This window comes from Pseudomonas sp. GM79, from assembly GCF_000282495.1.
Classification (GTDB): Bacteria; Pseudomonadota; Gammaproteobacteria; order Pseudomonadales; family Pseudomonadaceae; genus Aquipseudomonas.
Genome location: NZ_AKJE01000112.1, coordinates 42882 through 67081 on the forward strand (window position 1 = coordinate 42882; position 24200 = coordinate 67081).

23 protein-coding genes are annotated in these 24200 nt (G+C 60.1%); 11 read left to right on the plus strand and 12 right to left on the minus strand.

Features of this window, described 5'->3' with window-relative positions; translation table 11 throughout:
• Window positions 1–150: 150 nt before the first annotated feature.
• The 5 genes from PMI36_RS01825 (at window position 151) to PMI36_RS01805 (ending at window position 4913) form a co-directional block, all read left to right on the plus strand.
• On the plus strand, window positions 151–1551 hold the full coding sequence (locus PMI36_RS01825) for a COG3014 family protein (RefSeq protein ID WP_008076088.1): 1401 nt from the start codon (window positions 151–153) through the stop codon (window positions 1549–1551).
• A 206-nt stretch (window positions 1552–1757) separates the two neighbouring features.
• Window positions 1758–3152, plus strand: a complete 1395-nt coding sequence (locus PMI36_RS01820; RefSeq protein ID WP_008076089.1) for a COG3014 family protein — start codon at window positions 1758–1760, stop codon at window positions 3150–3152.
• Between the two features lie 15 nt (window positions 3153–3167).
• Entirely contained in the window at window positions 3168–3539 is a 372-nt protein-coding gene (locus PMI36_RS01815; protein WP_007899347.1) for a YcfL family protein, read from the plus strand.
• 39 nt (window positions 3540–3578) lie between these two features.
• Window positions 3579–4166, plus strand: a complete 588-nt coding sequence (lpoB, locus tag PMI36_RS01810) for a penicillin-binding protein activator LpoB (protein WP_007899345.1) — start codon at window positions 3579–3581, stop codon at window positions 4164–4166.
• 3 nt (window positions 4167–4169) lie between these two features.
• Window positions 4170–4913: a hypothetical protein gene (locus tag PMI36_RS01805; protein ID WP_008076090.1), complete on the plus strand. Its 744-nt coding sequence runs from the start codon at window positions 4170–4172 to the stop codon at window positions 4911–4913.
• Between the two features lie 200 nt (window positions 4914–5113).
• Here the strand turns inward: PMI36_RS01805 and PMI36_RS01800 are convergent, their stop codons facing one another.
• The 3 genes from PMI36_RS01800 to PMI36_RS01790 all read right to left on the minus strand — a co-directional run bounded on the left by PMI36_RS01800 (window position 5114) and on the right by PMI36_RS01790 (window position 8489).
• Window positions 5114–5746, minus strand: a complete 633-nt coding sequence (locus tag PMI36_RS01800; protein ID WP_008076092.1) for a LysE family transporter — start codon at window positions 5744–5746, stop codon at window positions 5114–5116.
• A gap of 251 nt (window positions 5747–5997) precedes the next feature.
• The gene (locus PMI36_RS01795) at window positions 5998–6579 is read right to left on the minus strand and encodes a mechanosensitive ion channel family protein (RefSeq protein ID WP_007899338.1); all 582 of its coding nucleotides are present in this window, start codon (window positions 6577–6579) and stop codon (window positions 5998–6000) included.
• Window positions 6579–8489: an ATP-binding cassette domain-containing protein gene (locus tag PMI36_RS01790; RefSeq protein ID WP_008076093.1), complete on the minus strand. Its 1911-nt coding sequence runs from the start codon at window positions 8487–8489 to the stop codon at window positions 6579–6581. Before PMI36_RS01790 ends, PMI36_RS01795 begins: the two co-directional genes overlap by 1 nt.
• Window positions 8490–8539: 50 nt before the next feature.
• Between PMI36_RS01790 and PMI36_RS01785 the strand changes: the two genes are divergently transcribed.
• On the plus strand, window positions 8540–9004 hold the full coding sequence (locus PMI36_RS01785) for a TIGR02444 family protein (RefSeq protein ID WP_008076094.1): 465 nt from the start codon (window positions 8540–8542) through the stop codon (window positions 9002–9004).
• Here PMI36_RS01785 and PMI36_RS31655 read toward each other — a convergent pair.
• Complete coding sequence (locus PMI36_RS31655; protein ID WP_008076095.1) at window positions 9001–10161, minus strand: AlgP family protein; 1161 nt, start codon at window positions 10159–10161, stop codon at window positions 9001–9003. The genes PMI36_RS01785 and PMI36_RS31655 overlap by 4 nt on opposite strands.
• Window positions 10162–10353: 192 nt before the next feature.
• On the opposite strand from PMI36_RS31655, the gene PMI36_RS01775 reads away from it, so the two are divergent.
• Window positions 10354–11019, plus strand: coding sequence for an FKBP-type peptidyl-prolyl cis-trans isomerase (locus PMI36_RS01775; protein WP_008076096.1), 666 nt, complete (start codon window positions 10354–10356; stop codon window positions 11017–11019).
• A 62-nt stretch (window positions 11020–11081) separates the two neighbouring features.
• Here PMI36_RS01775 and PMI36_RS01770 read toward each other — a convergent pair whose 3' ends face one another.
• From PMI36_RS01770 to PMI36_RS01740, 7 genes are all read right to left on the minus strand, one after another.
• The gene (locus PMI36_RS01770) at window positions 11082–11540 is read right to left on the minus strand and encodes an Rsd/AlgQ family anti-sigma factor (RefSeq protein ID WP_007899333.1); all 459 of its coding nucleotides are present in this window, start codon (window positions 11538–11540) and stop codon (window positions 11082–11084) included.
• A gap of 179 nt (window positions 11541–11719) precedes the next feature.
• Window positions 11720–12271 carry a disulfide bond formation protein B gene (locus PMI36_RS01765; RefSeq protein WP_008076097.1) on the minus strand — a complete coding sequence of 184 codons (552 nt, stop codon included), beginning with the start codon at window positions 12269–12271 and terminating at the stop codon, window positions 11720–11722.
• Window positions 12272–12615: 344 nt separating this feature from the next.
• A complete protein-coding gene (locus PMI36_RS01760; protein ID WP_008076098.1) occupies window positions 12616–13854 on the minus strand; it encodes a heme biosynthesis protein HemY in 1239 nt (412 codons plus the stop codon).
• Window positions 13851–15005: a uroporphyrinogen-III C-methyltransferase gene (locus PMI36_RS01755; protein ID WP_008076099.1), complete on the minus strand. Its 1155-nt coding sequence runs from the start codon at window positions 15003–15005 to the stop codon at window positions 13851–13853. Before PMI36_RS01755 ends, PMI36_RS01760 begins: the two co-directional genes overlap by 4 nt.
• A 16-nt stretch (window positions 15006–15021) precedes the next feature.
• Window positions 15022–15789, minus strand: a complete 768-nt coding sequence (locus PMI36_RS01750; protein ID WP_008076100.1) for a uroporphyrinogen-III synthase — start codon at window positions 15787–15789, stop codon at window positions 15022–15024.
• Window positions 15786–16727, minus strand: coding sequence for a hydroxymethylbilane synthase (hemC, locus tag PMI36_RS01745; RefSeq protein WP_008076101.1), 942 nt, complete (start codon window positions 16725–16727; stop codon window positions 15786–15788). The genes PMI36_RS01750 and hemC overlap by 4 nt, the downstream gene beginning before the upstream one ends.
• A gap of 126 nt (window positions 16728–16853) precedes the next feature.
• Entirely contained in the window at window positions 16854–17600 is a 747-nt protein-coding gene (locus tag PMI36_RS01740; protein ID WP_007899317.1) for a LytR/AlgR family response regulator transcription factor, read from the minus strand.
• 461 nt (window positions 17601–18061) lie between these two features.
• Here PMI36_RS01740 and argH point away from each other — a divergent pair, with 461 nt between their 5' ends.
• Complete coding sequence (gene argH, locus PMI36_RS01735) at window positions 18062–19456, plus strand: argininosuccinate lyase (protein ID WP_008076102.1); 1395 nt, start codon at window positions 18062–18064, stop codon at window positions 19454–19456.
• Window positions 19457–19590: 134 nt separating this feature from the next.
• On the opposite strand, the gene PMI36_RS01730 is transcribed toward argH, so the two are convergent.
• Window positions 19591–20250 (minus strand): glutathione S-transferase family protein, encoded by a 660-nt coding sequence (locus PMI36_RS01730; protein WP_008076103.1) that lies wholly within the window; start codon window positions 20248–20250, stop codon window positions 19591–19593.
• Between the two features lie 125 nt (window positions 20251–20375).
• Here PMI36_RS01730 and PMI36_RS01725 point away from each other — a divergent pair, with 125 nt between their 5' ends.
• The 3 genes from PMI36_RS01725 (at window position 20376) to PMI36_RS01715 (ending at window position 24195) form a co-directional block, all read left to right on the plus strand.
• Window positions 20376–20660 carry a hypothetical protein gene (locus PMI36_RS01725; RefSeq protein WP_008076105.1) on the plus strand — a complete coding sequence of 95 codons (285 nt, stop codon included), beginning with the start codon at window positions 20376–20378 and terminating at the stop codon, window positions 20658–20660.
• 248 nt (window positions 20661–20908) lie between these two features.
• Entirely contained in the window at window positions 20909–21154 is a 246-nt protein-coding gene (locus PMI36_RS01720; protein WP_007894898.1) for a TIGR02647 family protein, read from the plus strand.
• A 194-nt stretch (window positions 21155–21348) separates the two neighbouring features.
• Window positions 21349–24195 carry a class I adenylate cyclase gene (locus tag PMI36_RS01715; RefSeq protein ID WP_008076118.1) on the plus strand — a complete coding sequence of 949 codons (2847 nt, stop codon included), beginning with the start codon at window positions 21349–21351 and terminating at the stop codon, window positions 24193–24195.
• The last annotated feature ends 5 nt before the right edge of the window (window positions 24196–24200 follow it).

The following is a 24200-nucleotide window of genomic DNA, read 5'->3' on the forward strand; positions in this document are numbered from 1 at the left end:
TAAATCTCAAATGGAAATACGAAGTAACACATTGTTCACTCCCAATGAGTTTCACTCAAGCTTTGTTGGTATTTCCTGCGTAGCTGCGTATAAATTCAGCGGCCAATTGCCATCTACGCCGGTTTCGTTCAGGGAAGAATCAACGTGTCCATGCGTTCAAACCTGTTTTTCTCACTGCTGTTAAGCCTTGCCCTGCAACTGACTGGTTGCGCCGCCTATCGCGACTACGACCTGGAACTGGAGCAAACGACCGCCCAGTTGAAAGCCGGAAATCCGCAGGGCGCTCTCCAACTGCTGGAGCTGCACAATCCGTCAGAAGAACGGGATCTGCTCTACTACTTCGAAAAAGGTGCAGTCCTGAGTGCCGGTGGTGCACTGCCGCAAAGCCAGGTTGCCTGGCGCAGTGCAGAGCAAATGGTGATCCAGCGCCAGGACACCGTCGAGTCTGCTGGCACACAGCTCTTGTCCGCGATGGGCGATCATTGGGGCAGCATCATCAATGACAAACTGCGGCGCTACGATGGCTACGACTACGAAAAAGTCATGCTGACCACGCAAATGGCCCTGAACCAGTTGGCCGTGAATGACTTCGACGGTGCTCGCGCCGACATCAAGAAAACCCACGAACGTGAAGCACTGATTGCCCGTCAGCGGGAAAAGGAATACGAGCGACTTGAAGAAGAAGCCAAGGCTCAGGGCGTTCGCGTGCACTACAAGGATCTCCAGGGCTATCCCGTGATGACCCTCGATGCGCCCGCCGTGATCGCGCTGAAAAACGGCTATCAGAGTGCATTCAGTCACTACCTGGCCGGGTTTACGTATGAAGCGCTGGGTGAGCGTGATCTTGCCGCCCCGGGTTATCGCCAGGCCATCGAGTTGCGACCCGACCTGCCCTTCTTCGAGCAGGCATTGCGCGAACTCGACAAACCCGCAGCCAAGGCAAATGAAAGTGATGTGCTAGTCATCGTGCAAAGCGGCCTGGCGCCGGCGCGCAGCTCGGTTCGTGTCCCCTACCCGGTGCGCCTGGAAGACAATCAGGTGATCGTCGCCAACGTGTCGTTTCCGGTGATGGTTCCCGACACGTCGACCCCGGCGTTCACGCAGATGACGATCGACGGTCGCAAACAGCAACTGACCCTTGTTAACAGCATCACCGACATGTCTTTGCGCACGCTGCGCGACGATATGCCGGGCATCATTCAGCGCACCGCGCATCGCGCCTACCTGGCTGCTTCTGTTCAGGCTACAGACAACCGACGCGACCCGAGCAAAGCCTCTTACGTGACGCAGCACGATGGCTTTGAGCACGCGGACACCCGAACCTGGCGCACGTTGTCCAACATCACTCTGGTGGCGCGCCTGCGCCTGAAAAAAGGCGAGCACCTGATCAGCCTGCCCAACACGCCGGGCGCCGCGCCCCTGAAAGTCCGCATCGAGCAGGACCATCAGGTCATAGGCCTGCGAGCGCTGGGCGAGCGGGTTTACAGCAACGGAGTGGCTTTCGAACCTGCCGTTGCGCCTGAAAGTAGTGTGGTATCCGGTCTGAAATAAGTAATGGCACATTTGTGAAAGCATGTAATTAAAAAGCCATTACATAGCCAGTATCCCTGTCTATAATGCCACGCCGTCGTTATTGCGATATGGCATTTAAGCTCCTCTTTTTATGAGGAATTGGCAGGAGGCCAACAGCCCTGCCGATAGGTCCCAACAGCCCGACCAGCACGCGGCTGCATATATTCAGGGAAGACGTACCCCTTATGGCATTCCGTGCCCCCGCCTTGATCGCGCTCAGCGCTGTCACATTGCTTTCCGGCTGCTCGGCCTTTCGTAACTACGATTCGGAACTTGCACAAACCAACCAGCAACTGGCCTCCGGCAACGTCGAAGCCGCCTTGACCCTGCTGGAAAAGAACAACACCGGCAAAGACAAAGACCTGCTCTATTACTTCGAGAAGGGCGAACTGCTGCGCGCCAAGGGCGACTTGTCCGGCAGCCAGAACGCCTGGACCAGCGCCGATCAGGTGGTGGGCAAGTGGGAAGACGCAGTCAAGCTCGACACCGACAAATACCTGGCTCAGTTCGGCAGCTTCCTGGTCAACGACAAGGTTCGTCGCTACGAAGGCTACGACTACGAAAAAGTCATGCTGACCACGCAGATGGCCCTCAACCTGCTGGCGGTGAACGACTTCGACGGCGCGCGCACCGCGATCAAGAAGACTCACGAACGTGAAGCGGTGATCGCCGACCTGCGTGACAAGGAATACCTCAAGAGCGAAGAGCAAGCCGAGAAAGAAGGCGTCAAAACCCAGTACAAGGATCTTCAGGGTTACCCGGTGGCGAGCCTCGACGCGCCGGAAGTGGTCAGCCTGAAAAACAGCTACCAGAGTGCGTTCAGCCATTACCTGGCAGGCTTCGTTTATGAAGCCCTGGGCGAGAAAGATCTGGCGGCGCCGGGTTATCGCAAGGCCGTCGAACTGCGCCCGAACACGCCGCTGCTGGAACAGGCACTGGTGAACCTCGACAAACCGGCCAAGAGCGATGACAGCGACATCCTGATCGTGGTGCAAAGCGGTCTCGCACCGTCCCGCGACTCGATCCGCATTCCGCTGCCGTTGCCGATCAGCAACAACGTGGTGATCACGCCGCTGTCGTTCCCGATCATCAAGCCCGATACCTCAACCGCCACCTTTGCCCAGATCGGCGTGGACGGTCAGCAGCTGAACCTGACCCAACTCAACAGCACCACTGCCATGTCCCGTCGCGCGCTGCGTGATGACATGCCGGGCATCATCCTGCGCACCACCGTGCGGGCGATCACCCGGGGTGTGGCACAGAAGCAAATCAACGAAACCAACCCGCTGGCGGGTCTTGCAGTCGGCATCACTTCAGCCGTGCTCGAAGGTGCCGATACTCGTACATGGCGTACGCTGCCGGACAACACTCAGGTGGTACGTCTGCGCTTAAAGAAAGGCGAGCACCACGTCACGTTGCCAAGCGCCGTGGGCGGCTCGGTGGTCAAGGTCATCGTTGATCAGCGCTTTCAGGTCATCACCCTGCGCGCCGTGGGCAATCAAGTATTCGCCAACGGCCTGGCCGCACACGTGATCCCGAGCGCCAACGCGACCGCCGTGGCCAGCCTCAAACAACCTTAAGAACGGAGTCTTTGCATGCGCTTCAAATTCATCGCTGTCGTCGCCCTCGCCTTGCTGGCCGGCTGCGCCACCCCGCCACCGCCGGAGCCAGGCAGCGCTGCCAGCAAGGTCGTGGCCATGGGCAAGCTCAAGAACATCGTGGTCGGCGCCATGCGCGTGGCCCGGGAAAACGGCTTCATGACGGTCAATGCGCAGCTGAGCAACACCAGCTACAACAACAAGACCTTCTACTACCGTTTTGCCTGGCTCGGCCCTGAAGGCTTCCCGGTTGCCGAAGAGGAAACCTGGAAAAGCCAGATGATGTACGGCGAGCAGACCAGTTTCATTCAGGCGATTGCGCCAACCGCCAAAGCCGTGGATTTCCGTCTCGAAATCAAAACGCCTTAAGCCCGACACCCTATTCGTTCAGTTTTAGAGAGCATTCCCATGTTTGCACGCTTTTCGTTCATCGCCGTCATTGCCCTCCTGGCCAGCGGTTGCGCCAACACTTCGCCAACGCTGGGCAGCAAAAACATCAGCTACGGTGACACCAAGGCCGTGGAAACCGTGACCAACGAGTTCGGTTCCACCGACCTTCAGATGATCGCCGAATCCATGACCCGCTCCCTGGCCCAGTCCGGCATCCTGCAAGGCCGTCCGGTGGTTCAGGTCTACGACGTGAAGAACAAGACCAGCGAGTACATCGATACCCGCGAAATCACCACCAGCATCAAGACCCAACTGATGAAGACCGGCGTCGCCCGCTTCGCCAGCGACAACACCGCCATGCAAAGCCAGGTTGACCAGCTCAAGCTGCAAAACCAGAGCGGTTTGTACAAGAAAAGCACCGTGGCCAAGACTGGCAACATGATCGCTGCCCAATATCGCATCGAAGGTTCGATCAGCTCGATCGTCAAGCGCAGCAGCGACTACAAGGACGTCTTCTACAAATTCAGCCTGCAATTGATCGACGTTGAAAGCGGTCTGGCCGAGTGGATGGACGAAAAAGAGATCCGCAAAACCACGGAGCGTTAATCGATGCGCGCATGGATTGGCATGATGGCCCTGGCTTGCGCGTTCAGCGTGCAAGCGGCCCCGAAAGTCGCGGTGACGGATCTGGCGTATCAGGAGCGAGTGGAGCAATACATCCACATCGTTTCGGCACAGAGCAACCACAGCCAGAGTTACTACGGCGCCAGCGGCTCTTCGAGTTACAACGAGATCGAAGCGACCAGCAGCTACATCGAGCAAGGCGAGCTGCGTAAATTCACCGGCGACATCAAGGGCGAGATTCTGCGCACCGGCATGTTCCAGCTGGTGCAGGGCACGCCTTACACAGCATCGTCCAAAGGTGACGTGTATGACGTGATCAAGCGGATCAAGGCCGGCAGCTTCAAAGGTGCCGACTACGTGCTGTTCGGCACCGTGTCAGACATCGACTTCACCCGCGACATGAACGAGCTGGCCAACACCGACAGCTATTCGGCGGTGCTGGGGCTGACGCTGGTGGCGGACTTCAGCCTGATAAACACCAAGACCTTTGAGATCACCTCGGCCTTCACGGCGATGGGCGAAGGTCAGGACACCAAACTGGTGAATGGTCGGGACATCAGGATTTCGCTGAACCGCCCACGGGTGGTACGTGATGTGTCCAAGGCGCTGGGTGAGGATGTGGCTGCGCAATTGAGCCAACAGCTCGGTGGCGGTGGTTACGAGCAGCCGGGGCAAGCGCCGCTGCGCAATAACCTGCCGCAGGATACGGCGCCGGTGATTCTGCACTGATATTCAGGTCAGCCACCCTGTGGCGAGGGGGCTTTGTGGCGAGGGAGCTTGCTCCCGTTGGGCCGCGAAGCGGCCCCCAGCAGTCAGGCAACCCGTATCAGCCGGTTTTACGACTGCTGCGCAGCCGAGCGGGAGCAAGCTCCCTCGCCACAAATGAAAAAGGCGACCTGCAAGGGTCGCATTTTTTTGTGCCTGAAGGTTTACACCGCCGCTTTGCGCAGGGTCGCCATGAACGCCGCCGCGCCGATGAACAGCCCGGCAAACGTGCGGTTCATGCGTTTTTGCTGCTTGGGTGTGCGCAACAAACGCAGCACCTTCGCCGCCAGCCCGGTGTAGCCGGCCATGACGATCAGGTCGACGCAGATCATGGTCACGCCGAGGATCAGGTACTGGGCCACCAGCGGCGCGTGGGGGTCGATGAATTGCGGCAGCACCGCGAGCATGAACACCAAGGCCTTGGGGTTGCTGACGTTCACCAGAAAGCCACGGAACACCAGCGCCATCGGCTTGCCGATCTGCCGGATGGCCGCATCGTCGCTCATGTCATTGGGCAGCGCGCGCCATTGCTTGACCGCGAGGTAGACCAGGTATGCCACGCCAAACCATTTGATCGCATAGAAAGCCGTGGCGGAGGCCGCGAGGATCGCACCCACACCGGCAGCGACAATCGCGATCTGCAAGGCCAGGCCCAGTTGCAGGCCCAGGGCGTTCCAGTAACCGCGCCAGAAACCGTAGCGCAGACCGCTGGACATCGACGCAATGGCGCCGGCACCGGGAGAAAGACTGATCACCCAGCAGGCGGCAAAAAACGCCAGCCATGTTTGAAGCAGCATCGCACACCTCGACTCAGACTCGTGACAGACGTCTAAGCTAATGCGCCTTTGGGCCGATGACTACCGATTTTTTGCAGGACATGGCGACTGCCGACCAGCGTTTGCGGCTTGAGGCCCCCTTCGCGAGCAAGCCCGCTCCCACATGGGATCTTCAGTGGACACAAAATTTGTGATTCACATCAATCTAGTGTGGGAGCGGGCTTGCTTGCGAAAGCGGTGTATCAGGCGACATCGATGCAGAAATTCAAAGCCTATTTTTCAAACCCATTGGACGGAAACACATCCGTCCCACGCCAGCGTCGAACCGAGCGCTGGAAGAACAGGCTATTGGGCACTTGCACCATGGCACTGCCGGTGCCGAGTTCTTCGGCTTCGATCAGCGTGGTGTAGAGCAGATTGATCGCCACCACCCGACCTTTGACGCCGGGCTTGTCGGTGGTATCCACCAATTCGACCACATCGCCGATGCGGAACGGGCCGACGGTGAAGATCAGAATTGCGCATAGCAGGTTGGACAGCACGCTCCACATGGCGAAAAACGCCACGGCGGCCACCGCAACGAAACCGGACAACGCCGTCCAGAGCACCGTGGCCGACACGCCAAGGCGTTCCAGCACAAAGATCAACGCACTGCCCATGATCAGCCAGCGCAAACCACCGCGCAGCGGCATGAAAAACTGCGGCGGAAACGGATAGCGTTCGCCCAGGCGAGTCAGGCATTTAGCGACGACGCGCTGGGCGATATAACCGGCCAGCAGGATCAGCAGAATTTGCACGACCAGCCAGAGCGGCTCCCCCCACCCAGCCGGCAACGGCAGCTTGAAGGCTTCCATCAGGACAGTGCCTCCAGCTCCGCCTGCATGCTTTCCAGCAGTTCCAGCGCTTCCATCCAGGCTTCTTCCAATTCGGCTTCACGCACCTTCAGCTTGGCTTGTTCAGCCAGCAGATCACGCAAATCGTTCTTGCGCATCGGCTCGTAAATGTCGCTGTCGCCAAGGCTGGTATCGATCTTTGCCAGCTTCTCGTGCAGCTTGCCCAGCTCGGCTTCAAGCTTGTCGGCCTCGCGCTTGTGTGGTGCCAACTGCTGACGCAATGCAGCAGCGGCCTGGCGCTGGGCCTTCTTGTCGGTCTTGTCCGGATTGACCGGGGTATTGCTGACCGGGGCATTGCGTTGACGGTATTCGACCAGCCAACGGGCGTAGTCTTCCAGGTCGCCGTCGAACTCCTCGACCTTGCCGTCGGCCACCAGATAGAAATTGTCAGTAGTGCTTTTGAGCAGATGGCGATCGTGTGAGACCACCAGTACCGCGCCACTGAATTCCTGCAGTGCCATGGTCAGCGCCAGACGCATTTCCAGGTCCAGGTGGTTGGTCGGTTCGTCGAGCAGCAACAGGTTCGGTCGATCCCAAGCGATCAATGCCAGGGCCAGACGCGCTTTCTCACCGCCGGAGAAATTCAGTACCGGCTCATCGATACGCGCGCCGCGGAAGTCGAACCCTCCGAGGAAGTCGCGCAGGGTCTGCTCACGCTCGGTCGGCGCCAGGCGCTGCAAGTGCAGCAACGGGCTGGCTTTGGAGTCGAGAGAATCCAGCTGATGCTGGGCGAAGTAGCCAACGACGGTGTTTTCACCGCGTGTCAGGCGACCGGCCAACGGCGAGAGTTCACCGGCGAGGTTTTTGATCAGGGTCGATTTACCCGCGCCGTTCGGGCCGAGCAAACCGATCCGCGCGCCGGGGGTCAGTTGCAGCTTGACCTTCTCCAGCACGGCTTTGTCGCCGTAACCCAGTCGAGCATCCGACAGGTCGATCAGCGGGCTGGAAATTTTCGTCGACTCGCGGAAGACGAAGTCGAACGGCGAATCGACGTGGGCGGCGGACAGCTCTTCCATCCGCTCCAGTGCCTTGATCCGGCTCTGGGCCTGACGGGCCTTGGTGGCCTGGGCCTTGAAGCGGGCGATGTAGCTTTCCATGTGCGCACGTTGCGCCTGTTGCTTCTCGTAGGCCTGTTGCTGCTGGGCCAGACGTTCGGCACGGGCGCGTTCGAAAGCGCTGTAACCACCGCGATACAGGGTGATCTTGCGTTGATCGACGTGGGCTACGTGATCGACCACGGCATCGAGGAAGTCCCGGTCGTGGGAAATCAGCAGCAAGGTGCCAGGGTAGCTTTTAAGCCACTCTTCGAGCCAGATGATGGCGTCGAGGTCCAAGTGGTTGGTCGGTTCGTCGAGTAGCAACAGGTCCGAAGGGCACATCAAAGCCTGCGCCAGATTCAGACGCATCCGCCAGCCACCGGAGAAGTCTCCTACTTGCCGATCCATCTGCTCATTGGTGAACCCAAGGCCGGCCAGCAGCTTTCGAGCCCGTGCGTCGGCGGTGTAGCCGTCGGCGCTGTCGAGTTCCGAGTGCAGGCGGGCCTGAGCGGCACCGTCATGGGCCGCTTCGGCTGCGGCGAGGTCGCGTTGCACCTCGCGCAGGCGCAGGTCGCCATCGAGCACGTAGTCGACCGCCAGGCGTTCGAGTGTCTCGATTTCCTGGCGCATGTGGGCGATGCGCCAGTCGGCCGGCAAGAAGCAGTCACCCGAGTCCGGGTGCAGTTCGCCACGAATCAAGGCGAACAGGCTCGATTTGCCGGCGCCGTTGGCACCGATGAGGCCGGCTTTGTGGCCGGCGTGCAGGGTCAGCTCGGCGTCTTCTAGCAGACGTTGCGGGCCACGCTGTAAAGTCAGGTTCTGAAGTCGAATCATAATGGCGGCGGAGTCTACCAGCTTCGCTCGCAACTGGCGCGAGTAGCACTATGTCCTCTGACCTGTGGAGCTTTTCCGTTATCACTTACTCCCGTCGCGGGGTAGAACGTGCGTGCCTGCAATTGCAGTCGGCAGGCGTGAATGTGTGCCTGCTGCTGTGCGGGTTGTGGCTGGAAGAACGTGGAGTTACCTGCAACAAACAACGCTTGCAGCTGCTTCGCGATGTAGCCGGGCCTTGGGACGCGGATGTCGTGCAACCGTTGCGCGCCTTGCGCCTGCAATGGAAAGCCGCCGCTAGCGAGGATGCCGGGCTGAATGATTTGCGCGAACAGGTAAAGTCACTGGAGATGGAAGCCGAACGACATCTGCTGTCACGGCTGGAACGATTGGCACAGAGTTGGCCGCAGTATGAGGAGACCGAACGAACGGCCTGGCTCGAAGGTGTGGCGGCGGGTGCCGCCAACCTGGACCGCGACGCGCTGCATCAGCTGCGCGTCGCGGCAACCGGCACTTAGGAAGCGCTGGTTGGGGTGGTTGCTGCGATCGATGCGGCGGCCGGCGTTGGCGCTGGCGTGGCTGTCGAGGTGGCTGCTGCTAAGGCAGACGTTGCTGCCGGAGCCGGGTTGGCTGGCTTGGCAACTGGCGCGGCGGCCGGCTTGGCGGCAACCGGTTTTTTCACCGCTGGTTTTGCAGCCGGTTTGGTAGCGGCAGGTTTGGCTGCTGGTTTCGCTGCGGCAGGTTTTGCAGCAGTAGCTGGCTTGGCTGCAGCAGGTTTTGCAGCAGTAGCTGGCTTGGCTGCAGCAGGTTTTGCAGCAGTAGCTGGCTTGGCTGCAGCAGGTTTTGCAGCAGCAGTTTTGGCAGCCGGTTTGGCTGCAGCTTTTGCAGCTGGCTTGGCAGCAGTTTTAGTCGCGACTGATTTCGCGGCTGGCTTGGCAGCAGGTTTCGCAGCGGCAGTTTTTGCAGCTGGTTTTGCGGCCGGTTTGGCAGCTGCTTTCGCCGCTGCAGTTTTCGCCACCGCGGGTTTAGCAGCAGCGGTTCTGGCAGCCGGTTTAGCGGCAGCTGTTTTGGCAGCGGCTGGCTTGGCGGCAGGTTTGGCAGCCGGTTTGGCAGCGCTTGCAGCGACTGTTTTTTTCGCCGCAGGTTTAGCGGCAGGTTTTGCTGCGGCTTTCACCGGTGCTTTGGCAGCCGGTTTGGCAGCAGGCTTGGCCGATGCTTTTGCAGCAGCCGGTTTGGCAGCGGCTTTCTTGGCAGGAGCCGCGGCAGGCTTGGCCGAACGCAGGGACAACGCCTTGCCGACAGCCTCTTGTACACGACCGACGCCCTGGGCCAGTTTCAGGCTTTCTTGAGCATCGCGCTTGAGTTGCAGAATGTAGCTGCGCGTTTCGGATTGACGATCCTTGAGGGCATCGAGCAAGTCCTCAAGTTCTTTCACCGCATCTTTGGCCTTGGCTTGTGCCTTGGCCTTGCCGGCCGCCGCAGCGTCCTGCAATTTGGTACGGGACTTGTGCAATTTCTCTTGCGCTTTTCCGCGCTGCTTCTCCAGTTTGGCGAGCAGTTTTTCAGCATCAGCCAAGGCTTGGGAACAAGCGTTTTCCAAATGCTCGAGCAGGCTGCCCGAGAGTTGTTGGAGTAAGTGCAACGGAGTATTTACTGGCTTCTTGGTGGCCGACATGGTTTACCTCCTGGCTGACGTGAATGCGGCTCATACTAGACCTCTGCTGCAACCGCCGCTAGGGCATGTTGACAGTATCGAAAGCACTACGTTGCAACGAAGTAAAAATGTTCTGTGCTTGCGCAAAACCAGTTCACCTTTGAACGCATTCACACTGGCATAATCCTGCGCATCTCAGGTCGGAGAGTGCCCATGTCGCGCTACCTTTTTTTATCGTTGTGCGTGGTTTTTTCTGTGGCGCAAGCCGCCGAAAAAACCGCCGCAAATGACACTCACGATCTCGCTTACAGCTTGGGCGCAAGCCTTGGCGAACGCTTGCGCCAGGAAGTTCCGGACCTGCAACTTCAGGCCCTGCTCGAAGGTTTGCAACAAGCCTATCAAGGCAAGCCGCTGGCACTGAAAGATGAGCGGATCGAACAGATTCTGGCTGAGCATGAAGCCCGGATTGCCATGCAGTCGCCTGTACCGCAAAGCGAATTGGCATTGGAAAACGAGCGACGCTTTCTAGCCGAGGAAAAAGCCAAGCCCGGCGTTCGCGAACTGGCCGATGGAATACTGCTGACAGAGTTGGCACCGGGCACCGGTGCCAAGGCCGGTCCGAATGGCAAGGTCCAGGTGCTGTATATCGGACGCCTGCCTGACGGTTCAGTGTTCGACCAGAACAGCCAACCGCAATGGTTCAGTCTTGATAGCGTAATCACAGGCTGGCGCAGTGCGCTGCAAAACATGCCGGTCGGCGCGACATGGCGCCTGGTGATTCCATCGGCCCAAGCCTATGGTGCCGACGGTGCCGGCGACCTGATTGCGCCATTCACGCCGCTGGTATTCGAGGTCGAATTGCGCGGTGCTAAAAGCTGAAAACCGGAAACGAAAAACGGCGCGCATTTGCGCACCGTTTTGAGGGTGTTGCCGGATAAGGTTCAGGCTTGAACCGAATCCTCTTCCTTGTGAGCAGTGTGCAGCACTTCGATCAGGCAATCTTCCAGTTCGAAGCGTTCGTGCAACAAGCCACCCAGCTCCTTGAATTTCTCCGCGACACACTTGCCGGCATCACACAGGTCGTTGAACGCCAGCAGCTTCTCGGTGATGACGTCAATGCGCGGGTAAATTGTCTCGGCCAACTCCAGACCACGAGTATCACCGAACGCCTTGGCTTCGCCCGTCAGCTGTTCGTAGATCTCGAAATGCCCGGCAGACACGTAGTCGACCAGCACACCGCAGAATTCCTGCAACGGTTTTCGGTTCTCGCCCAAAGCTTCGGGCTTGGCGCCGAGAGCGTCATAGGCCCGAACCAGTTCGTGACGCTCCTGCAACCAGCGATCGATCAGCAGATGCACTCCACCCCAACGTTCCTGAGCATTCTGACAACTTTCGAGCATGGTGATTCTCTCTTCCCTTGTGGGTCATGCTGCTCTACACCTGTCGCACACTTGAAGATCAAGAATCGACCAGGCAGAGCGTCATTCGAGCAACATAAATCCAATGACACGTGCGGGCCAGATTATGCCCGCGCGCCTATGGCTTCAAGGTACGCAGGAGATAAAGTTCATACAAGTGTTTAATCACCCGCCAATGCCCGGTGCGACGACTCGCCGCTGAGCGGTCGCTGACACGCGATCCAGACAAGGCGCAGCAACTGATACCCGCCCAGAATCATCATCGCAACGAAGAACAGCAAACTCCATTCCGGGATGCTCAGGTCGAACAGCGTCCAGGAAATTTCCGCGCAATCGGCGGTTCCTTTGAACATTCGCTGCACGACACAAAGCCAGGGCGTACTGGCGAACAGATCGGCCAGATCAGGCGAACATGTCGATAACTGATGCACCGGATCGCTCTGCAACACCACCTGCCGCCACGCTGTGATGGTGCCCGCCAGACTGCAGAACAGACCCAGCAACCAATACAGGAAGGATCCAAAGCGTCCCGGCCCCTGCACTGAAGCCGCCAGGCAGACACCCGTCAGCAGCGCCAGGCAAACCCGCTGCAACAGGCACAACCCGCACGGCTTGAGGCCGACCGCATATTCCAGGTGATAGGAAACGCCCAAGGCCAGGGCACCTGCAATGAAAACCATGAAAAACAAGGAGCGTGAGCAGGCCAAAGACATGGCTTTTCCGTAACAGTAGAGACAGGCGGTTACGGTAGAGGAAAGCGCAGCAGCCTTTCAAGGCAGGCCCCCACGGACACTTCACCAGAAGTGTAGGGAATTCCCGACAGCGTCGAGAGGATTTGATGTAGTCCTCTGTAGGACTTTGCCGGCGAAGGATTACAACGCTGAAACAGTGGCGGATTCGAAGCGATTACCGCCCTGTAGCAGCTGCCGAAGGCGGCGTTCGGCTGCGCAGCAGTCGTCATCCATCTAACGCGCCCCACCTGATCAAACCGTGGCGCCTGATTTACGACTGCTGCGCAGCCGAACGCAGGCTGCGCCAGCTGCTACAGGGGCAGGAATCAGGCGTGAGCCGGCACCGGTAGCGGTGCCGCCAGCAAGCGCTCGTCCAATAGACCCAAGCCCTCCTGGAACAGCTGATTACTGCGTTGGGTATCACCCAGTTGCGCCAGCAACCGCGCCAGCTCGGCGCAGGCTTCAGGGTTGCGCTGCACGCGCAGGCTGCTCTCCAGATAATCCCGGGCCTTGCCCCACAGACTGCTTTGCAGGCACAAACGGCCCAACGTCAGCAGCAGGCTCGGGTCGGCGGGATGATCCTTGAGCCAACCCTCGGCGGTGTGCAGTTGCCTGGCCGCATCGCTGCCGCGAACCAGCCCGTAAAGGCGTGCCAGATGGCTGTCGTATTTGCGCTTGAGGGCTGCACGCAGGACCTCCTCGGCCTCGACCTGTGCCCCTAGTTGCCGCAATTGCTCGGCATAGGCCAGCACCAGTTGCGGTTCCTGGCGCTGAGCGGCGGTGAGTTGCTGCCAGGCGCGATTGAGTGATTGCAAACCGACCGTTCCGTCCTCTTCCCGCTGCGCCGCCAACGAAAGATTTTCACCCCAGGCACGGCGCTCCAACTCAGCCAGTTCGGCCGGTGGCAATACCTTGTCCTTGCGTAACTCCGGCAACAAGCGAATCACTGCCGACCAGTCGCCCCGCTGCTGAAGCAGGCGCTGCAACTGGCGCAGGGTCTGGACGTTATGAGGATGACGCTCGTGCATGGCTTGCAGGGTTACCAGCGCGCCCTCAGTGTCGCCGCGGTCAGTCTGCAACTGGGCATGGTTCAAGGCAATCGCCAGCTCGGCCTGGGGCTGCCGCTCGAGGGCGCGCTCCAGCAGGTTGTCGCTTTCCTCGTAGTGACCTTGTTCGTTCGCGGCGCGGGCGGCACCGAGGTAGTAGAGCAGCGGCTGGCGCTCGGCTTCCGCTGCGCGATACAGATGACGCTGCGCACTGGCCCAGCGGCCCTCGGCCAAATCCAGCTGACCGTGTTCTATCGCCACTTGCACCCGCCGGCTGCGATTGCGCCGGGACCATGGATTGACCACTCCACCGGAAGTCGTCACCAGCTCGATCAGCGCCTTGATGCCCCAGAACACCAGCCACAGCACGGCCACCAGGGCGAGGGTTGCCCACAGGCTCGATTCGTAACGGAAAGTTTTGTAGGCGATCAGCACATAGCCAGAATGCTCGGCAATCGCCAACCCCAGCGCGGCAGCCGCCGCGATGACCACGAACACGATCACATAGAGGCGCTTCATGGCATGGCCTCCTGCGTCGTGCTCGCGGCAGGTTTGGCCAGAGGTTTCACCGACTCCTCGGCGTTGACGTTGCGCCGCTCAAGATAGGCCTGGACCGTACTCAACGTGCCCGTCAGATCTGGCGTGATCACCGTGACTGGCTGCTTACTCAACTCGGCCACCTGCTCCAGCATGACTTTGCTCTGAGGGTTGTCCGGGTTGAAGTTGCTCTTGAGCACGTCCCGCGCTTCGGCCAGCGCTTGGGTGTAAACCGCGGCCTGGCCGTTGAGCGCGGCCCATTGCGCCTGCTCCAGCGCCAGGCTCAGGGCCAGACGCACCTGGCTCAAGCTCTGCCCTGCCAGCAACGGCCGGACATTCTTGTCGGCGTTGAAATCGATGCGGATATAACGCGAGATCTGATCCCACCATTGCGCCCAGCGACTGGCGCCGTCTCCATCAGCGGTCAGGCCCAGCAGGGATTCGCCACGGTCCTTGTACTCAGGTGCCAACTCGGTGAGGTTGATCACCTGGTCGCGCAAGGCACCCAGTCGCAGGAACAACCCGGTGCGATCCGGCTGTTCGGTACTGCGCAGGGCCACCAGGGTTTTGGCCACTTGCTCGCGAGCGGCGAAAGCCCCGGGGTCGTTCTGTTCACGAAGAATTTCGTCGGCGCCTTGCACCAGAGCCTGGGCGCTGCTGATGTCCTGCAATGCCGACAGACGCAGGCTGGCCAGGCGCAGCAAGTGCTCGGCTTCGGCCAGACGCCAGTCCTTGCGGCTCGCGCCGAGGACGGTTTCCAGACGTTGATTCAGACGTTGCTGATCGCCTTGGAGTTGCGTGACCAGACGACTGCGTGCGTCGAGTTCCTCGGCGGCAGGCATTTGCTCGAGGCGAGCCGTCAGGCGTTGTTCGTTGAGCTTCAAGCTCTGGGCCTGATCGTTCAGCGCCTGAACCTGACTCAACTGTTGCTGGTTATTGGCTTGCAGGTGACGCACCTGCCAGACTCCCCAGCCGCCCACAGCAACACCTGCCGCGCCCAACAGCAGCGCGACGATTGCCAACCCATTGCCTCGGCGCTGCTCAACAGCAGGTGGCGCAGTTTCAACCGGTAGATCAGCCGGTGCATCAAGCACGGGCCGGACGTCATCTTTAGGCAAGGCTGTTTCGCTCACGTATCCATCCTTTGCATTAGAAAACGGGCACGGGGTGTTCCCGTAACGCCGCCAGCAAGGCCGCGGCACTGGCGCCACGACAATCCACAACTGTTTGGGCCCCGGCGGCGCGTGCCAGCTCGGCGACCCTGGGGCTTGGAACAAACAACGGCAGCCGCACCATGCTCGGCCAGGCATCGCCAGCCAATCGGTGCAGGTGCTCAAAACCCTGTCCACTGCTGACCACCAGCCCGTTCAAGCGTTCCGCCTTGATCCGGTCAGGCAGCGTTGCCGACGGGTACTGTGGCAAACCACGTCGGTACAACTCCAGATACTCGACACTAGCACCAAGCTCGCGTAAACGCTCAGCCAGCAACTCGCGCCCACCCTCCCCGCGCAGGATCAGCACTCGCGGATCGGGACCGGCGACAGCCTCGCGCAACAGCGCAAGCTCAAGCAAGGCTTCGCTGTCATCGCCGTCGACCGGGAAGCTCACATCCAGCCCGCTATCCTCGAGAATCTGCGCCGTCGCCGCGCCCACGCTGAACCACTTCAGGCCCGGCGGTTGCGGCCAGTACTGGTTGAGCAGGCTGACAGCGATTCTGGCGGCCGGTTTGCTGACCACGATCACCGCGCAATAGTTTTCCAGGTTCTGAATCACTTCGCGCATTGTGTCAGAGGCAGGAATCGGCTCGATATCCAAAAGCGGCAAGCTGCTGCTGAAAATCCCCGCGTCGGCCAGCACACGGGCAAGCGCCGCCGATTCATCCGCAGGGCGCGTCAGCAACAGGCGCCAGCCAGTCACTCGTGCCCTGCCTCGCCATAGACTGCTTTCAGAATGTCGGCGGCGCCCTGGCTCAGCAGGTCTTCAGCCACTTGCACACCCAATGCCTCGGCATCAGCCCGCGGCGCCCGGGCCTCGGCGCTGAGCAACAGGCCGCCGCCCGGATCACCCACCAACCCGCGCAACCAGATTTGCTCGCCTTCAAGCACGGCGTAGCAAGCGATTGGCACCTGGCAGCCGCCATTCAAATGTTTGTTGAGCGCACGTTCGGCGGTAACGCGAGTGGCCGTGTCCTGATGATGCAGCGGCGCCAGCAGCGCATGGATTTCAGTGTCGGCGCTACGGCATTCGATACCGACCGCGCCTTGGCCACCGGCCGGCAGACTGTCTTCGACACTGATGGCCGAAGTGATGCGGTCTTCGAAGCCCAAACGAATCAAACCCGCCGCAGCGAGGATGATGGCGTCGTATTCGCCGGCATCGAGCTTGGCCAGGCGAGTGTTGACGTTGCCGCGCAGGAAGCGGATTTCCAGGTCCGGGCGGCGGGTCAGCAACTGCGCCTGGCGACGCAAGCTGGAGGTGCCGACGATGCTGCCTGGCGGCAACTCATCAAGGCTGGTGTAGGTATTGGAGACAAAGGCATCGCGCGGGTCTTCGCGCTCGCAGATGCAGAACAGACCGAGGCCTTCGGGGAAGTCCATCGGCACGTCTTTCATAGAATGCACGGCGATGTCGGCTGCGTTTTCCAGCAGCGCGGTTTCCAGCTCCTTGACGAACAAGCCCTTGCCGCCAATTTTCGACAGCGGCGAATCGAGCAGCTTGTCGCCGCGACTGACCATAGGCACCAGCGTCACGAGCAGGCCCGGATGGGCCTCTTCCAGACGAGCCTTGACGTATTCGGCCTGCCACAGGGCGAGAGCACTTTTGCGGGTGGCGATGCGGATTTCGCGAGAGGACATGGATCAATCCGTACTGAATAGATACGGCAGATAATAACAGCTCAGCCAAATCCGCTTTGACTTGTATCAGAAACTGCATGGCCTCCCTGGCCCTCAATGTCCGGTAATAGGGTAGAAATCCGGCCCCTAAAGCTGTTGCATCATTTTTCGCACGCCGGCCACATGGCGTCGGCTGACGATCAGGGCATCGCCGTTCAGGCCTTTGAGAAACAGCTGGAAATGCCCCAAAGGCGTGCGTTGCAGCCGCTCGATGCGTTCGCGAGCCACCAGTGCGTTGCGGTGGATCCGCACGAAACGGTCGCCAAATTCGTCTTCGAGGGCCTTGAGTGGTTCGTCGAGCAGCACTTCACCGCCTTCATGACGCAAGGTGACGTACTTGTGGTCGGCAATGAAGTAGACCACCTGACCCAACGGAATCAGCTCGATGCCTTTTCGGGTGCGGGCGCTGATGTGGCTGCGCGGACCGCTGCCGGTTTCGGCCGCAGGGCGAGTCAAGGCCGCGAGCTGGACGCGATTGGGTCGCTCGGCTTTCTTTAATGCTTCGTGTAACTGTTCTGTGCGCACTGGCTTCACCAGATAGCCCACGGCGCTGGCCTGCAGGGCTTCCACGGCAAATTCATCGGGCCCGGTGCAAAACACCACGGCGGGCGGGGTTTCGCGTTCGCACAATCGTGCAGCCACTTGCAGGCCATCGAGGCCCGGCATGCGAATATCGAGCAGCACGATATCCGGTTTGTGACTGTCGATCAGTGCCAACGCCTCTTCGCCGTTCGTGGCGCTGGGCTCCAGGACATTGTATCCCTCGAGTTCGCCCACCATTCGGCTCAGGCGCTCGCGGGCCAGGGGTTCGTCATCAACGATCAGGACATTCATATTGCGCTGGATTCCTGCGTGAGTCTCGCACAAGGATAGCGTAGACAGGTGAAGTGACGTCCGTCACCGCGATCCACGCTAAGACTAGCGCGAGGGCCAAAAAGTGCCGCGAGACCGGCGGCTAAATTTTTATCTGCCGCGTGACTGGCGGCCCAGGCCCGCACTGGCGAGGCATCGCCGTAGGGTTTGCTGATACACAATATGAACACCCCTCTTCTCTCTATAGTCAGCTGCAGCATCGAGAAGTGCGCTGATCCTCTGTCCAACTGTAGACGGTTGCCGGGACGATATTGCTCAATTGAGAAATATCGTTGCGCAATTTCCGCATCGCTTGCTTCGAGCGGGGGTCGCACGATAAGAAAAAAACCTGTCGACCAGTGTCAGCGACAGGATTGGCAACCCTGTTATTATCCGCGTCAGCGTTTCACGCCATCTTTCTTCAAGCCGATACGAGCGAATTCATGAGCACTGACAAGACCAATCAGTCCTGGGGCGGCCGCTTCAGTGAACCCGTCGACGCCTTCGTCGCCCGCTTCACCGCCTCCGTCACCTTCGACCAGCGCCTGTATCGCCACGACATCATGGGCTCGATCGCCCACGCCAGCATGCTGGCCAAGGTCGGCGTGCTGACCGATGCCGAGCGCGACAGCATCATCGATGGCCTGAACACCATCCAGGGTGAAATCGAGGCCGGCCAGTTCGACTGGCGCATCGACCTTGAAGACGTACACATGAACATCGAGGCGCGTCTGACCGACCGCATCGGCGTGACCGGTAAAAAGCTGCACACCGGCCGCAGCCGTAACGACCAGGTCGCCACCGACATCCGTCTGTGGCTGCGTGACGAGATCGACCTGATCCTGGGCGAAATCACCCGCCTGCAACAAGGCTTGCTGGAGCAGGCCGAGCGCGAAGCCGCCAGCATCATGCCGGGCTTCACTCACCTGCAAACCGCGCAGCCGGTGACCTTCGGGCACCACATGCTGGCCTGGTTCGAAATGCTCAGCCGCGACTACGAGCGTCTGGTCGACTGCCGCAAGCGCACCAACCGCATGCCGCTGGGCAGCGCCGCGCTGGCGGGCACCACTTACCCGATCGACCGCGAGTACACCGCTCAACTGCTGGGCTTCGACGCAGTCGGCGGTAACTCCCTGGACAACGTGTCCGATCGCGACTTCGCTATCGAATTCTGCTCGGCCGCGAGCATCGCGATGATGCACTTGTCGCGTTTCTCCGAAGAACTGGTGCTGTGGACCAGCGCGCAATTCCAGTTCATCGATCTGCCGGACCGTTTCTGCACCGGCAGCTCGATCATGCCGCAAAAGAAAAACCCGGACGTACCGGAACTGGTTCGCGGCAAGACTGGCCGGGTATTCGGCGCATTGATGGGCTTGCTGACCCTGATGAAAGGCCAACCATTGGCCTACAACAAGGACAACCAGGAAGACAAGGAGCCGCTGTTCGACGCCGCCGACACCCTGCGCGATTCGCTGCGAGCCTTTGCCGACATGATCCCGGCGATCAAGCCGAAACACGCGATGATGCGCGAAGCGGCTCTGCGCGGTTTCTCCACCGCCACTGATCTGGCTGACTACCTGGTGCGCCGTGGCCTGCCGTTCCGTGATTGCCACGAGATCGTCGGCCATGCGGTGAAGTATGGCGTGGACACCGGCAAGGATCTGGCGGAAATGAGCCTGGAAGAACTGCGCAAGTTCAGCGACCAGATCGAACAGGACGTATTTGCCGTGCTGACCCTGGAAGGCTCGGTGAATGCCCGTGACCATATCGGCGGGACTGCGCCGGCGCAGGTCAAGAAGGCTGTTGCTCGCGGCCAGGCGCTGCTCGCCAGCCGTTAAAAGCATCGCGGGCAAGCCCGCTCCCACAAGGATCTCCGACGGGCCAAAATCTATGGCAGACAGAGAAACCTGTGGGAGCGGCGGTGCGACGATTCGACTTGCCCGCGATGACTGACTTCAGAGCACTACAAAACCTACTTTTTGGACGCGATCATCTCCAGGAACGCTGGCATCGCCGCGTCCTTGTCCTTTGCGATCCGCTGCACATGCGGATTCTGCTCCAGACGCTCCAGCAGCGCCCTGGCCGCCGGCATCTCGGCCAACAGATCGATATCAAACAGCTTCTGCGCCACGGCACGCGCCAACGGCACGCTGTAGAGGAAATACAGATCGGCCACGCTCAGGCTGTCACCCGCCACATAGGGGGCGAACTTGCCATGCCTGCTCAGGGCAGCAAAGCCCAGCAGCAACTCGGCCTTGGTTTTCTCTTTGATCGCGTCCGGCACGGCCATACCGAAGAACGCCTCGGCATAGCACGCGCGGCCCGGCAACTCGATGTACAGCTCGATCTCCTTGGCCAGCGCCAACACCTGCGCCCGTTCGAACGGATCACTGGGTAGCAGCGGCGTGCCTTTCTGGCTCTGCTCGAGGTACTCGAGAATCACGCTGGTTTCATTGATGAAACCTTGTTCGACGCCCAGCACTGGAACCTTTCCGCGTGGGCTGATGGCTAGCGTCTCGGGGGTAGTGCCCGGGTAAAACGGCACCTCTTCAAACGGCAGTCCCTTCTCCAGCAACGCCAGCTTGACCATGTTGTAGTAGTTGCTGACGCAAAATCCATAAAGCTTGAGCATTACATAGCCTCCAGGCCGTGCAAGGGGTTGGCAGCGCCAGTTATAGAACGCCCGGGCACTTCTTGCCAGCAGCATCACAGCGCTGAATGCAGGTAAACTGGCCGCCTTAACTTGAGGAGCCTGCCATGAGCGAGCCAACTGATATCGAGATCGACGAAGAAGAGTTCGCCGAAAACACCCTGATCGAAGCCATCGAGAACCAGATAGAAAGCGATAACCCGCCAGCGGCCAAGGCGACCTTCAACAAGCTGACCCTGGTGGGTTACGAGCGTGAGGAAATCCTCAACCTGATGGCCCACGTGCTGGCGGTGGAAATCGACGCAATCCTCGAAGAAGACCGCCCGTTCAACAGCGAATGGTACGAAACTGCGCTGCGCGCTCTGCCAGAGTTGCCACCGGAAAAGAAATAAGCCAACACCCCTCCCCTGTAGGAGCGAGGCTTGCCCGCGAAGGACTCACCGCGGTCTATCTGCAAAATCGCGTCACCGTTCTTCGCGGGCAAGCCTCGCTCCTACAGAAACCACCCCCGCTACCTGCACCACCCACCGGGGAATGCCCCCCAAGGCGAAAAAACCCTGTTACGAGCACTGGACATGCTGCGCGAGTGGGATCACCTTAGGAGCGCTATCGTCTAATTCCTAGAAAGTCTGGAGTCCCTATGTCGCTTACCCCTGAGTTGGTTGCCGAACTGGAAATCCTCGCCCTCTTCAACCTGGACAGTTCCCAGGAAGGTTTGAAAATTCATCAGACCGCTGCCCCGAAAGCCATTGCCGCTGCCCAAAGACTGTTCGATAAAGAATTGATCACCCAGCCCGATGGCGGTTATCTGACCAGCCTGGGGCGTGACGCTGCACAAAATGTGCAAACCGTTCTAACCATTCTGTCCGTGCGCGAAACAGCCTGAGCCTCACCGCATCGCCCACGGAAACCTCTGTCACGGGATTTCCGCGGGCACACTTTGGTGCCCGCTGTCGCTGTACGATAGAAACCTGACGCCAGAAATACAAAATCAGCTTAAAAGTCCCGGGGCCGAGGCGCTAAACTGCCCCTCATCCCGAGCCCACCACGTCCGAGCCCCGCGAGCCGGATTGAGCTGACATGACCCGCACCCATGAAATCCGCCCCGATCTGGACGAGGGAATCGACCGCAAGGTTCTCAGCCAGCTGCGCGCCCGTTTTCTGAAGCTCAACGAGGGCCGCATGGCCCGCGCCATGGAAGGGTTGTCGACCCGCCAGCAAACGGTGCTGACCCTGCTGCCGCTGTTTTTCCATGTCAATCATCCGTTGTTGCCAGGTTACGTTTCGGGTAGCACCCCGGCCGGGCTGTCGAATTTCGAACCTGACGCCAATACCCTCGCTGAAGCCCAGCGCCTGACCCGCTCGTTTTCCTACAAGCCACGCCACGGCAGCAACCCGCCGCGACCGATTCACGGCCTGTTCCTGATGGGCAGCCTCGGCACCCTGGCTCAAGCCGATCAGAGCGATATGGACGTCTGGGTCTGTCACGGGCCGGACTTGAGCGAAAGCGAGCTCACAGAGCTGCGCAAGAAATGCCAGTTGCTTGAGATATGGGCCGCCAGCCAGGGTGCCGAGGCACATTTCTTCCTGATCGACCCTGCTCGCTTCGTGCTCGGCGAGCGCGATACCCAACTGAGTTCGGAAGACTGCGGCACCACCCAGCACTACCTGCTGCTGGACGAGTTCTACCGCACCGCGATCTGGCTGGCTGGCCGCACACCCATCTGGTGGCTGGTGCCGGTTTACGAGGAGGCCGCGTACGACCGTTACACCCACACGCTGCTTTCCAAGCGATTCATCCGTGCCGACGAAACCCTGGACCTGGGACATCTGGCGTACATCCCGCCCGGGGAATTCATCGGTGCCGGGCTCTGGCAATTGTTCAAGGGCATCGAGTCACCGTACAAATCAGTGCTCAAACTGCTGCTGACCGAGGTGTACGCCAGCGAACACCCCAAGGTCCAGTGCCTGAGCCTGCGTTTCAAGCAGGCGGTGTTTGCCAATCGACTGGACCTCGACGAACTGGATCCATACGTCGTGGTTTACCGGCGCATCGAGGAATACCTCACGGCCCGGGGCGAACCGGAACGCCTGGAGCTGGTACGCCGCGCGCTGTACCTGAAGGTCAACCGCAAGCTCACCGGCAGCAGCGGGCGCACCCAGAGCTGGCAGCGTTCATTGCTCGAACGCCTGGCCAACGAATGGCAGTGGGATCAGCGTCAGCTCGCATTGCTCGACAGCCGCAGCCAGTGGAAAGTCCGCCAGGTCAGCGCCGAACGCCGAACCCTGGTTGGCGAACTGAACTACAGCTATCGCTTCCTGACGCAGTTTGCCCGCAACGAGCAGACCGTCAGCCTGATCAACAAGCGCGACCTCAATGTGTTGGGCCGGCGGTTGTACGCAGCCTTCGAGCGCAAGGCCGACAAGGTCGAATTCATCAACCCGGGCATCGCCCCTGATCTGGCCGAAGACACCTTGACGCTGGTGCAGGCGCCAAACAAGAAAGAACCGGGGCAAACCCAATGGGGTTTGTACAACGGCAGCCTGGCCGCCCACGAATGGGAGCATTTCGCGCCAATCAAGCGCAGCCGCCAGCTGCTGGAACTGCTCACCTGGTGCCACCGCAACGGCGTGATCGACAGCAGCACCCGCCTGGCCCTGCACCCCGGCACCAGCGACTTGAGCGAGTTCGAACTGTTCAACCTGCTTGGCAGCCTGCAACAAAGCATCGCCCTGCCCCTGACCACTGTCGCCGAAGAGCCTTTGCTGCGCGCCAGTGTGCCGAGCGAAGTACTGATTCTGGTGAACGTCGGCATCGACCCGCTCAAGCACCATCGCGACCTGAACATCCTGATGACCACCGAGCGCACCGACTCGCTGAGCTACGCCGGCGTGCGGGAAAACCTGGTGCTGACCCTGGATCAGGTCACACTCAATAGCTGGAACGAGGTGCTGGTCAGCCGTTTTGACGCCCCCCACGCCCTGCTCGACTGCCTGCGCGATTACCTCAACAATCTGCCGGACGGGCCACAACAGCCCAAGCTGCGGGTGCGTTGCTTCTGTCACAACCGCGCACAATTCATTGCCCGGCGGGTCGAAGAAATCCTCGACACCGCGCAGAACCTGCTGCTGAGCAAACTCAATCATCGTTACCTGATTCAGGTCCAGCAGCACTACCACGTGCTGGAGCTGGTGCCCGGCCAGGTCAATCACATTGCCCTCGCCACCCTGCCGGCGCTGTTCGATTACCTCGGCGAAGAACTAGCGAGCTACAGCCCGTTTCATCTCGACCCGATGGCACTGGAAGACCATGACCTGGCGCTGATCCTGCCCATGGGGCAACCCGACTGCGTTCAGGTGTTCTACCGGATTAACGAACACCAGGCCGATGTGTATGTACTGGATGAATTCAATGCCCTGTGGCAGCAACGCTTGCCCTATCACGACGAACAAAGCCTGCTGGTGCCGCTGCAACGCTTCCTGCAATCGATCCAGTACCGGCGCGATGCCTTGCTGCCGATGGACGCCGCCCAGCCACTGAGTCTGGAGACTTTGTATTACCAGTTGTTGCCTTCAGGCTCCGCGCGGGCGCGCCGGGTAGAAGCCCGGCCGGCACCGCAAACCCCGGTCAACAAACCGTACTATGACGTGCAGGCCATCGTCGGCAAAGCCGCACCAGGGCAGGTGCAGGTCACGTTGTATTGCAATCAGCGGGAATTTTCAGAGCTGGAACATGGCGACGAACTGTTCAGCGTAGTCGCCCGGGAAATCGTCGAGCAGCGCCGCGAGACTGAACGCTATCGCTGCTACATCACCGACCTGGACCTGTCGGGCCTGCTCGGTGATGGTCAGGGTTCAAGCCATCTGTATCTGCGCTACAAGGCCGACCTGGAGCGCGCACTGAACGAGGCGCTCGAGCAGGTCTGAAGGGA